Genomic DNA, 12,496 nt, shown 5'->3' with positions numbered 1-12,496 from the left:
CGGCGCGGTCGATGCGATCGGCGCCGCGCGGAACTTTCGTGCGGTTTGGGGCAAATATGTCGGGCGTGATCGTGGTGATGCGTCAGACGCTGCTGTCGTGCACGTCACTCGCGCGCAAGGGCCTGATGGGTCTCGCTGCGACTGCGCTTGCGCCGGCCACACCGGTCCTCGCGGGCGATGGCGTGCCGGGAGATGCGATCTCTACTCTGTTCGAGCTGAGCCGTTCCGACATCGCCGAGATCACGGCGATGCTGGCGCTGCTTGGCTTCTCGGTCGTCGCCGCGATCGCGCTGGTACGCACGCGTCTTGCCGCCGCGCGAAAGGAAGCGCGGCTTCGCGCCGATGTCGCCGAGCTGCAATTGCAGGCCGACCGCTACCGCGCGCTGCTGTTCGCCGAGCCGCAGATCCTGATCGCCTGGCCCGCGGGCGGCCATCGCCCGCAGATCTCCGGCGATACCGCAATGCTGGTGCCGGCGGATCAGCCGCACCGCATCCTCGCCTTCGGAACCTGGCTTCCGCCCGAACCGGCGCTGCAGATCGATCGCGCGGTGGATGCGTTGCGCGAGGCCGGCGAAGGCTTCCTGCTGCATCTGACGACGTCGCATGGCCAAGCGATCGAGGCGATGGGCCGCGCCATCGGCGGCCAGGCCATCGTGCGCATCCGCGAATTGTCCGGCCTGCGCCGCGAGCTCGCCGAGACGCAGCTTCGGCTGAAAGCGCTCGGCGAGGAGACGGAATCGCTGCGCGCGCTCGCTTCCGCGCTGCCCTGGCCGATCTGGGCGCGGCAGGCCAACGGCACGCTCAGCTATGTCAATGCGGCTTACGCGCGTGCGGCGGATGCGCGCGACGTGCCCGACGCGATCAGCCGCAATCTAGAACTGCTCGATTCCGCCGATCGCACCGATCTGCAGCGCGCGCTCGGCGCCGGCGGACATTTCGAAGGCCGGCTGCCGATTGTCATGGGCGGCGAGCGCCGCATGCACGACGTGCGCGCCTTCACGCTCGGTGCCGGCAGCGCTGGCGTCGCCATCGATGCCAGCGAGGCCGCGGCGCTCACCGAGGCGCTGGTGCGGATGCACGAGGCGCACCGCCGCACGCTCGACCAACTGTCGTCGGGCGTCGCCGTGTTCGACGGCCAGCGCCGCCTGACCTTCTACAACGACTCCTATCGCCGGCTCTGGGACCTCGAGACGAGCTTCCTGGACAGCCAGCCCGACGATTCCTCGGTGCTCGACCGGCTGCGCGCCGCGCGCAAGCTGCCCGAGCAGGCCGACTTCCGTGCCTGGAAGGCCAAACTGCACGAGGCCTATCGCGCGGTCGAAGCCGCCAAGGACACCTGGTTCCTGCCCGACGGCCGCGCCATGTCTGTCATCACCACGCCCAACCCCGAGGGCGGCGTGACCTATCTGTTCGACGACGTCACCGAAAGCTTTGCGCTCGCCCGCCGCTTCGACGGCCTGATCCGCGTCCAGCGCGAGACCCTCGACAGCCTCGCCGAGGGCGTCGCGGTGTTCGGCTCGAACGGCCGGGTCGAGCTGTTCAATCCGGCCTTCGCCAAGATGTGGCGGCTGTCGCCGGATCGCCTGCGCGAGCATCCGCATATCGACACCGTCGAATCCTGGTGCCTGCAGCTCTACGACGACGCCGTCGCCTGGCGCACGATCCGCGAGGCCATCACCTCGATCGAGAACCGGCTCGACGTCGCGCTGAAGCTCGAACGCAAGGACGGCAGCGTGCTCGACTGCATGAGCCGTCCGCTCCCGGACGGCGCGACCATGCTGACCTTCCAGGACATCACCGACACCGAGAATGTCGAGCGGGCCCTGCGCGAGAGCAACGAGGCGCTCGAAGCCGCAGGCCAGATGAAGATCGACTTCGTCCACCACGTGTCCTACGAGCTGCGCGCCCCGCTCACGACGATCATCGGCTTCGCGCATTTCCTGTCCGACCCGTCGACCGGACCGCTGACGCCGAAGCAGGCCGAATATCTCGACTACGTCACCAAATCGACCAACGCGCTGCTGGCGCTGACCAACAACATTCTCGACCTCGCCACCATCGACGCCGGCGCGATGAAGCTGGAGCTCGGCCCGGTCGACGCCGCCAAGGCGATCGAGGCCGCCGCCGAGGGCGTGCAGGACCGGCTCGCCACCGATCGCATCCGCCTCGAGGTCGAGGTCGCCGCCGACGTCGGCAGCTTCGTCGGCGACGAGCGCCGCGTCGTCCAGGTGCTGTACAATCTGCTCGCCAACGCCGTCGGCTTCTCGCCGCAGGATTCCACCGTGATCGTGTCGGCCCGCCGCACCGATCACAGCGTCGCCTTCTCGGTCACCGATTCCGGCCCGGGGATCCCCGCTGATATCAAGGACCAGATGTTCGACTGGTTCGTCAGCCGCTCGCAGGGCTCGCGCCACCGCGGCGCCGGGCTCGGCCTGTCGCTGGTGCGCTCCTTCGTCGAGCTGCATGGCGGCAAGGTGCGAATGGATTCGGTGGTCGGCAAGGGCACCACGGTCACCTGTGACTTCCCGACCGACCACATCGCGCAACGCAACGCCGCGGAATGACGGACCAACAGACATTCACCACGCCGTTGGCGGACGAGACGGCAACCGCCGCACTGATGGCCGACTTCGCTTTGTTGATCGGCCCGGGCGTGCTGATCACGCTCACCGGCGATCTCGGCGCCGGCAAGACGGCCGCCGCGCGGGCGATGATCCGCTATCTCGCCGACGATGCCGACCTCGAGGTGCCGAGCCCGACCTTCACCTTGGCGCAGAGCTACGACCTGCCGAGCTTCCCTCTGGTGCATGCCGACCTCTATCGCATCAGTGATCCTTCCGAGCTGGAGGAGATCGGGCTCTCGCCATTGCCCGAAGCGACGGTCGTCCTGATCGAATGGCCCGAGCGCGCCGGCGATGCGCTGCCGCGGGACCGGATCGACATCGCGCTGCGCCACGACCCGTCCCTGGGTGACAGCGCGCGCAACGTCGAAATCACCGGCACCGGCAAGGTGGCGCCGATCGTCGCGCGGCTGAAAGCCTTGCGCGGCTTCCTCGCCGAAGCGGGGCACGCCAAGTCGCGCCGCGAGCGCATGGCCGGCGATGCCTCGACCCGCTCCTATGCAAGGCTCTACAAGGGCGAGCGCGTCTTCATCCTGATGAACTCCCCGAAGCGCCCCGATGGCCCGGCGATCTACAACGGCAAGCCGTATAGCGGCGCCGTGCATCTGGCCGAGGACGTTCGCCCCTTCGTCGCGATCGCCGGCGCGCTGCGCGGCCGTGGCATCTCCGCGCCGAAGATCAACGATGCCGATCTCGACCACGGCTTTCTCATCACCGAGGATCTCGGACGCGAGGGCGTGATCGAAGGCGACCCGCCGCGCCCGATCGTCGAGCGTTATGAGGCCGCGACCGATCTGCTTGCGGCGCTGCATGCGCAGGACGTGCCCTCGGTGCTGCCGCTGGCGCCGCAGGTCACCTACAAGGTCCCGGCCTTCGACGTCGACGCCATGCTGATCGAGATCAGCCTGATGCTCGAATGGTACCTGCCGGATCGCGGGGTGGAGCCGTCGCAGGTGCTGCGCGCCGAATTCCTGGAGATGTGGCGCGACCTGCTGGAAGCGCCGCTTGCCGGCGCGAAGACCTGGGTGATCCGCGACTATCACTCGCCGAACCTGCTCTGGCTGCCCGCGCGCGAGGGCATCGCGAGGGTCGGCGTGATCGACTTCCAGGACGCGGTGATGGGCCCGCCCGCCTACGACGTGGTGTCGCTGGCGCAGGACGCCCGCATCGACGTGCCGGCCGATATCGAAGGGACGCTGCTCGCCCGCTACATCGCAGCGCGCCAGGCCGCGTCCGCCGACTTCGACGCCGACGCCTTCCGTGCCGACTACGCCATCCTGTCCGCCCAGCGCAACACCCGCCTGCTCGGCACCTTCGCCCGCCTCAACCGCCGCGACGGCAAGCCGCACTACCTCAAGCACCAGCCCCGCATCTGGGACTATCTGCACCGGTCGCTGGTGCATGCGGCGCTAGATCCGATCCGCGACTGGTATGCGGCCAACGTGCCGCCTCCGGCCGACGTTTGAGGCACGCTGTTACGGCACCACCGCTGCGCTCCCCTCCCCGCAAGGGGGAGGGGAGCGGACAGCCACTGGCGCGACAGTTTGGGCCCAAGACACACTCCCGTAGCTTTACCGCTTCTTAGCCATCCCCGCTTACCTTGCGCCCTACGGCGCCCGGTTGCGCCGTGCGGAATGGAGGGTGCGATGGCAGAGCGGATGAAGGGCGAGCGCGTCGTCTTCGAGCGCGGCATCCCGGCTTTCATGATGGGCATCGACGGCACCTGGCGGCGCAACTGCACCATCGAGGACGTCTCCGAGACCGGCGCCAAGCTGACGGTCGAGGGCTCCGTCGAGGGCCTGCACCTCAAGGAATTCTTCCTGCTGCTGTCGTCGACCGGCCTCGCCTACCGGCGCTGCGAGCTCGCCTGGGTCAATGGCGACCAGATCGGCGTCACCTTCCTGAAGCAGGGCAAGAAGAAGACCAACAAGCGCGCCGCCGCCGAGGCCTGACGGCGGGCAAAACACCTCTGCGGCATCTTGCATCACGACGGCAGCGGGACGCCGTCGCATATTCGTCATGGCGTCAGGCTATCGCAACCGGCCGAGACGATAGATGTTTTGGCGTGGTATGATTCGCGCATACCACCTTTGATCGAGATTGCCTGAGATGCCCGTCAAGCCGCACAAAGCCATGGTCCTCGCCGCCGGTCTCGGATTGCGCATGCGCCCGCTGACGGAGACGATGCCCAAGCCGCTGGTGCGCGTCGCCGGACGGCCGCTGCTCGACCATGTCCTGGACCGCCTGGCTGAAGCCGGCGTCACCGAAGCCGTCGTCAACGTCCATTACCTCGCCGACCAGATCATCGAACACACCGCGACGCGCAGCTCGCCGCGCGTGATCATCTCCGACGAGCGGGACCAGGTGCTCGGCACCGGCGGCGGCGTCGTCAAGGCACTGCCGCTGCTCGGCCACGCGCCGTTCTTCCACGTCAATTCCGACACGATGTGGATCGAGGGCGTGCGCCAGAACCTCTCGCGTCTCGCCGACGCCTTCGATCCGGAGCGCATGGACATCATGCTGCTGATGGCGCCGACGGCGACCTCGATCGGCTATTCCGGCCAGGGCGACTACGCGATGCTCGCCGACGGCACGCTGCGGAAGCGCCGGGAACATCAGGTCGTCCCCTTCGTCTATGCGGGCGCCGCGATCATCTCGCCGGCGATCTTCGACGGCGCGCCGAAGGGCGAGTTCTCGCTGACAAAGATGTTCGACAAGGCCAACGAGCAGGATCGCCTGTTCGGCCTGCGCCTCGAAGGCGTGTGGATGCATGTGGGCACGCCAGCCGCGGTGAAGGAAGCCGAAGAGGCGCTGCTGGAGAGCGCGGCGTAATCTCCGTCCCGACGCACAGCGCGACCCGATGCGGCAACGCTTACGTTTGTCTCCGTCATTGCGAGCGCAGCGAAGCAATCCAGGGCTCCAGGCGTGGCTCTGGATTGCTTCGCTGCGCTCGCAATGACGGTGGGTGAGTAGCTCGTTCCACAAATCCACCGTCATCGCCCGCGAAAGCGGGCGATCCAGTACGCTGCGGCCTATCGATCGAAACCCGACCGTCACGGAGTACTGGATCGCCCGGTTGAACCGGGCGATGACAGTGGAAAACGAGCTGTAGTTGGGACTTTCCCCGCACGGGTGCCTCACCCGCGGGAAGGTCACGCACCTATCAACACCCATCCACACCCTGGGTATGACCTTCCGTCCCCCGCTCCCTATATAGACGCCGAGAGTCCACCCGCGAATCGCAGGCCATGCGCGTCTTCACTGTTCCCATTTCGGCGCCGTTCCTGCGCAGCGTGATCGCCGCGCTGGTGGATGGCCGGCTGGTCGACGGGTTTGAGGCGCGCAGCGATCCGGCGCGGCTGGCGACGGCCACGCTGTATCTGCCAACGCGGCGCTCGCTCCGTGTTGCCCGCGAAATGTTCCTCGACGAGCTGAAGACCGATGCCGCGGTGCTGCCGCGGCTGGTCGCACTCGGCGATATCGACGAGGACGAGCTGGCGTTTGCTGAGGATCGCGACGCATTCCTCGGCCCCGCGCCGCTGGAGATTCCGGAGCGGCTCGACGACCTGCAGCGTCGACTGACGCTGGCGCGGCTGGTGGCGGCTTGGGCCAAGACGCCAGTCTCGGCGCCACTGGTGATCGGCGGCCCCGCCTCGACGCTTGCACTCGCCGGCGACCTCGCACGTCTGATCGACGACATGGTGACGCGCGGCGTGTCCTGGGATGCGCTCGACGAATTGGTGCCGGATCAGCTCGACAAATACTGGCAGTATTCGCTGGAGTTCCTGCGCATCGCGCGCACGGCGTGGCCGGCCTATCTGCAGGAGATCGAGCGCATCGAGCCGGCGGCTCGGCGCGATCTGCTAATCGCGGCTGAAGCGGCACGGCTGTCGGCGCATCCCGATGGACCCGTGATCGCGGCGGGCTCCACCGGCTCGATGCCGGCGACCGCAAAATTCCTGCTCGCGGTTGCCAAGCTGCCGCACGGCGCCGTGGTACTGCCCGGGCTCGACACTGATCTCGACGAAGCGGCATGGGCTTCGATCGGCGGCGCCAAGGATCGTGCCGGGCGCGTGATCACCCCACCCGCGGTGAATCATCCGCAATACGCGATGCACCTGCTGCTCAAGCGCTTCGGCCTGGAGCGGCGCGATGTCGTCCGCCTCGCGCCTCCGGGCCGCGGCGGCCGCGAGGTGCTGATCTCCGAGGCGATGCGGCCGTCGGAGGCCACCGCCGTGTGGCACGAACGGCTGCGCCAGTTCGACATCGCCGCCAACATCGCCGAGGCGATGGACAATCTGTCCGTCGTCGCCGCGCCCAATCCGGAGATGGAAGCGGTGGCGATTGCGATCGCGATGCGCGAGGCACGCCATCTCGGCAAGTCCGCCGCGCTGGTGACGCCGGACCGCGCGCTGGCGCGCCGCGTCATGGCGGCGCTGACACGCTGGCACCTGACCTTCGATGACTCCGGCGGTGACGCACTGCTGGAAACGCCCGCCGGCATCTTCGCGCGGCTCGCCGCGGAAGCCGCCGCGCGCGGCCTGGAGCCACCGACCTTGCTGGCGCTGCTCAAGCATCCGCTGTGCCGGCTCGGCCGCGCGGCAAATGGCTGGAAGCAGGCGATCGAGACGCTGGAGCTCGCGCTGCTCCGCGGGACGCGGCCGCAAGCCGGTACCAGCGGACTCGCGCGCGATTTCGCCCGCTTCCGTGACGAGCATACAAAACTGCATCAGGGCGAAGCGTCGTCGCTGCACCGTGCCGAGCCGCGCGCACGGCTCAAGCCGGATCAGCTCGACCAGGCCGGCGCACTGATCGCGCAGCTGCAAACGGCACTCGCACCGTTGGAAAATCTCGCCTCGCCGCGCCCGCAGGATTTCGCCGAACTCGCCGCGCGACATCGCGAGGTGCTGATCGCGCTGTCGACCGACGACGTCGGCCTCACCACCGCCTTCACTGATCGCGACGGCGCGGCGCTGGCACGCTGCTTCGACGATCTGCTCGCCTCCGGCGAACGCTGCGGCCTGATGGCGCCGTTGTCGGACTATCCGGACCTCTTCCACACCGCCTTCTCCGACCGCGCGGTACGCCGTCCCGAGCGCCACGGCGCGCAGCTGCAGATCTACGGTCCGCTCGAGGCCCGGCTGATGCAGGCCGACCGGATGATCATCGGCGGCCTCGTCGAGGGCATCTGGCCGCCGGCGCCGCGCATCGATCCCTGGCTCAGCCGCCCGATGCGGCATCAGCTCGGCCTCGATCTGCCCGAGCGCCGCATCGGTCTCTCCGCGCACGATTTCGCGCAGCTGCTCGGCGCGCCCGAAGTGATCCTGACGCATGCGGCAAAATCCGGCGGCGCGCCGGCGGTGGCCTCGCGCTTCCTGCATCGCCTCGAAGCCGTCGCCGGCGCCGAGCGCTGGAAAGCGGCGGAGGCGCGCGGCGAGACCTATGTCCGCTATGCCGAGGTGCTGGACCAGCCGCGCGAGGTGAAGCCGGTCGAGCAGCCGGCCCCGAAGCCGCCGCTGGAGGCCCGCCCGCTGCGGATGTCGGTGACCGCGATCGAGGACTGGCTGCGCGATCCCTACACGATCTTCGCGCGCTACATCCTGCGACTCGATCCGCTCGATCCCGTCGACATGCCGCTGTCGGCGGCCGATCGCGGCTCTGCGATCCACGAAGCCATCGGCGAATTCACGCAAACATATTCGGAGGCGCTGCCGCTGCATCCCGCGCATGCTTTGCGCGTGATCGGCGAGAAGCATTTTGCGCCATTGATGGAGCGGCCCGAAGCGCGCGCGCTGTGGTGGCCGCGCTTCCAGCGCATCGCCGGCTGGTTCGCGGCCTGGGAGACCGCGCGCCGCGAGCAGATCGGCGCGATCACCGCGGAGATCCGCGGCGAGATCGGCATTCCCCTCGGCAAAGATCGCATCTTCATGCTGTCGGCGCGCGCCGACCGCATCGAGCAGCGCGCCGAGGGCACCTACGCCATCCTCGACTACAAGACGGGACAGCCGCCGACGGCGAAGCAGGTGCGCATGGGCCTGTCGCCGCAGCTGACGCTGGAGGCCGCGATCCTGCGCGAGGGCGGCTTCGACGGCATTCCCGCCGGCAGCCTGATCAGTCAGTTGGTCTATGTGAGATTGTCCGGCAACAATCCGCCCGGCGAGGAGCGTATCCTTGAACTCAAGATCAACAAGAGCGACACGCCGCAGCATCCGGACCAGGCCGCGCAGGAGGCCCGCACCAAGCTGGAGGAGCTGATCCGCAGCTTCGAGGATCCCAGCCAGGGCTACACCTCGCTGAACCTGTCGATGTGGGCGAACCGCTACGGCAGCTATGACGACCTCGCGCGCATCAAGGAATGGTCGGCGGCCGGCGGCCTGGGAGTGGAGGAATGGTAAAGGCGCCCCGCCCCATTCCGCAGGCCGTACGTGACGCGCAGACGCGCGCATCGAACCCGGCCGCCTCGGCCTTCGTGTCGGCCAATGCCGGCTCGGGCAAGACGCATGTGCTGGTGCAGCGCGTGATCCGGCTGCTGCTCGACGGCGTGCCGCCGGAAAAGATCCTCTGCATCACCTTTACCAAGGCCGCCGCCGCCAACATGGCCGAGCGCGTGTTCTCGACGCTCGGCCATTGGGTGACGCTCGACGACGACGCGCTCGACAGCGCGATCAAGTCCACCGGCATTGTTGCATCCGACAAGAAGCTCCGTGCAGCAGCGCGAAAGCTGTTTGCTAGCGCGCTGGAGACGCCGGGCGGGCTGAAAGTTCAGACCATCCACGCGCTGTGCACGCGGCTGCTGCAGCAGTTTCCGTTCGAGGCCAACGTGCCGGCGCGGTTCTCGGTGCTCGACGACCGCGACCAGACCGAGATGATGGAGCGCGCCAATCTCAAGGTGCTGCTGGATGCCTCCAGGGCGCCGGACAGCGCGGTCGGGCGTGCATTGCAGGTGGCGATGGCCAATGCCGCCGACTCCACGTTCAAGGAGGTCGTACGCGAGGCCTGCCTCAGCCGCGATCATTTCATGGCCTGGACTGACGGTGCCGGCCGTGTCGAGGTCGCCGCGCAGCATCTCGGCGAGGTCCTCGGCATCGGCGCTGATGAGACGCTGGAGGCGATCGAGCACGACATTCTCGAAGGCCCCAATCTGCCGCGCGCGGATTGGACCGAGATTGCCGCGCGTCTCGACGGCGGGGCCAAGACCGATCAGAAGCAGGCCGATCAACTGCGTGCGGCGCTGGCGTTCTCGGGCAGCGATCAGGTCGACGAATATCTTCGCGTGTTCCTCACCGACGACAAGGAACCGCGCAAATCGGTGCTGACCAAGAAGTTCGCCGAGAGCAATCCCGGCCTTGCCGGGCTGTTCGAGTCGGAAGCGCGCCGGCTCGATCGTCTGATCGAGAAGCGCCGCGCCGCCGTCGTGCGTGACCGCACCGAGGCGCTGCTGCAGATCGCGACCGCCGCCGCGGCGAACTATCGCCGCGAGAAGGAAGAGCGCGGTCTGCTCGACTATGACGACCTGATCGACAAGACGCTGGTCATGCTGAATCGCGTCTCCGCCGGCTGGGTGCACTACAAGCTCGACCGCGGCGTCGATCACGTGCTGATCGACGAGGCGCAGGACACCAGCCCGCGACAGTGGGATATCGTCGCCCACATCATCGAGGAGTTCACCTCAGGCGCCGGCGCGCGCGATGGGCTGACGCGCACGATCTTCGCCGTCGGCGACGAGAAGCAGTCGATCTTCTCGTTCCAGGGCGCCGACCCGCATGAATTCGATGCGCGACGGCGGCAGTTGCAGAAGCGATTCACCGACGCAGGGCTGCTGTTCGATCCGGTGTCCTTCACCTATTCGTTCCGCTCCGGGCCGACCGTGCTGCACGCGGTCGACCACGTGTTCCGGGAGCGCGAGGTCTACAGCAGCATCCATTCGCCCGATATCGGCTACCCCATCCACAATGCGCTCACCGATGCCGGGCCGAGCCTGGTCGAGCTGTGGTCGTTGTGCGAGCGCGACGACCGCAAGGAGATCGAGGGCTGGCGCGCGCCATTCGACGGCGTCTCGGTGACCAGTCCCGAGGTGAAGCTGTCGCGGCGCATCCAGGCCGAGATCAAGCGGCTGATCCGCGGAGGCACGATGACCGGCCATGACGGCGCGCGACGGCGGCTGAGCTATGGCGACATGCTGATCCTGGTGCGCCGGCGCGGTACCGCGTTCGATGCCGTGATCCAGGCGCTCAAGCACGCCGGCATTCCCGTCGCCGGCGCCGACCGTCTGAAGCTGACCGAGCACATCGCGATCATCGATTTGATGAACCTCGCCGACGCGCTGCTGCTGCCGCAGGATGACCTCGCATTGGCAACGGCGCTGAAGAGCCCGCTGTTCGGCCTCGATGATGACGATCTGTTCAAGCTGGCCTGGCAACGCCGCGGCAGCTTGCGCGAGGCGCTGAGTGCGCATGCCGCTGATGACCCACGACTACAAGCGGTCGTTCGGCGGCTGCAGCAATGCGAGCGTCGCGCGGCCGAGGACACGCCGTTCGCGTTCTACGCCTGGCTGCTCGGCGGCGATGGCGGCCGGCGGCGCATCCTGGCGCGGCTCGGCCACGAGGCCAACGACGCGCTCGATGAATTCCTCGAATTGGCACTGTCCTACGAGCGCAAGGCGCCCGCCTCGCTGCAGGGCTTCATCGCCTGGCTGCGCGCCGCCGATACCGAGGTGAAGCGCGACATGGAGATCTCGCGCGACGAAGTGCGCGTGATGACCGTGCACGGCGCCAAGGGCCTCGAAGCCTCCGTGGTGTTCCTGGTCGACACGACGTCGTCGCCGGCGGATTCGCAGCGGCTGCGGCTGATTCACGTCCCGCATGGCGAGCGGGAGATCGTGGTCTGGGCCGGGCGCAAGGCGGAAGATCCGCAAGCTGTGGTGGCGGCCCGCGCGGCGATGCTCAAGGAGACCGAGGACGAGTATCGCCGGCTGCTCTATGTCGCGATGACCCGCGCCGCGGACCGCCTCGTCATCGGCGGCTGCATGCCGGGCAACATGAACAATGTCCGCGGCGGCAGCTGGTACGACCTGATGGCGCGCGGCCTCGATGCCGCGGGGCTGCAGGTCGAGGTGATCGAGACGGAGGACGGTCCGGTCAAGCGCTACGCGCGGGCCGAGGACATCGCTGAGACCGCCAAGGATGAAGCGCGGCAGATCGTGGAGGCTGCCGTCGAACTGCCGTCCTGGCTGCGCACGGCGGCGATCGAGGCACCTGGCGAGGTTGCCGTGCTCCGGCCATCCGACCCGTCCGCCGACGAGCGGCCGGTGCGATCAGGCGAATCGCTGGCCGCGCGCAGTCTCGCGATGCAGCGCGGCACGCTGGTGCACCGGCTGCTGCAATCGCTGCCCGACGTGACGCCGGAGCGGCGGCGCGACGCCGCGTTGCGCTATCTGCTTCGCAATGCCCCGGACTGGCCGGAGGACGACCGTGCCGCACTCACCGCGCGCGTGCTGACGGTGATCGAGGACCCGCGTTTTGCCGCCGTGTTCGCGCCCGGCAGCCGCGCCGAGGTGTCGATCGTCGGCCGGCTTGCGCAGGCGGGGCATCCCGCGGCGCTGGTCTCCGGCCAGATCGACCGTCTGGTGGTCACCGAGACCGAAGTGCTGATCGTCGACTTCAAGACCAACCAGCAGCCGCCCTCGGCGCTGGCCGAGGTGCCCGAGGCCTATCTCCGCCAGCTCGCGCTGTACCGGGCCGTGCTCGGCCAGTTGTACCCCGGACGCGCCGTCCGGGCGGCCCTGCTCTGGACCGAAGCCCCTGAATTCATGGAGCTTCCTGCCTCCGCGCTAGACGCCATGCTGCCATCCCAGCACGACTGAGTGAGCGTGCTTG

At 68.2% G+C, this 12,496-nt stretch carries 6 protein-coding genes; all 6 read left to right on the top strand.

The genetic code is table 11. From position 1 onward, the window contains the following. Positions 1-56 precede the first annotated feature (56 nt). The 6 genes from ACQR1Y_RS08575 to addA all read left to right on the top strand — a co-directional run bounded on the left by ACQR1Y_RS08575 (position 57) and on the right by addA (position 12,483). Positions 57-2,564: a PAS-domain containing protein gene (locus tag ACQR1Y_RS08575; protein ID WP_434876304.1), complete on the top strand. Its 2,508-nt coding sequence runs from the start codon at positions 57-59 to the stop codon at positions 2,562-2,564. Then, positions 2,561-4,087, top strand: coding sequence for a tRNA (adenosine(37)-N6)-threonylcarbamoyltransferase complex ATPase subunit type 1 TsaE (tsaE, locus tag ACQR1Y_RS08570; RefSeq protein ID WP_434876305.1), 1,527 nt, complete (start codon positions 2,561-2,563; stop codon positions 4,085-4,087). Before ACQR1Y_RS08575 ends, tsaE begins: the two co-directional genes overlap by 4 nt. A gap of 180 nt (positions 4,088-4,267) precedes the next feature. After that, positions 4,268-4,573, top strand: coding sequence for a PilZ domain-containing protein (locus ACQR1Y_RS08565; protein WP_315716899.1), 306 nt, complete (start codon positions 4,268-4,270; stop codon positions 4,571-4,573). Positions 4,574-4,730: 157 nt separating this feature from the next. Next, positions 4,731-5,453, top strand: a complete 723-nt coding sequence (locus ACQR1Y_RS08560) for a nucleotidyltransferase family protein (RefSeq protein WP_434876306.1) — start codon at positions 4,731-4,733, stop codon at positions 5,451-5,453. Between the two features lie 416 nt (positions 5,454-5,869). Further along, positions 5,870-9,016: a double-strand break repair protein AddB gene (gene addB, locus ACQR1Y_RS08555; protein WP_434876307.1), complete on the top strand. Its 3,147-nt coding sequence runs from the start codon at positions 5,870-5,872 to the stop codon at positions 9,014-9,016. Continuing rightward, positions 9,010-12,483, top strand: a complete 3,474-nt coding sequence (gene addA / locus ACQR1Y_RS08550) for a double-strand break repair helicase AddA (RefSeq protein ID WP_434876308.1) — start codon at positions 9,010-9,012, stop codon at positions 12,481-12,483. The genes addB and addA overlap by 7 nt, the downstream gene beginning before the upstream one ends. The last annotated feature ends 13 nt before the right edge of the window (positions 12,484-12,496 follow it).

The sequence above is a fragment of the Bradyrhizobium sp. HKCCYLRH3099 genome, assembly GCF_051167855.1.
Lineage (GTDB): Bacteria > Pseudomonadota > Alphaproteobacteria > Rhizobiales > Xanthobacteraceae > Bradyrhizobium.
This window is presented reverse-complemented; position numbering and strand designations above follow the sequence as displayed.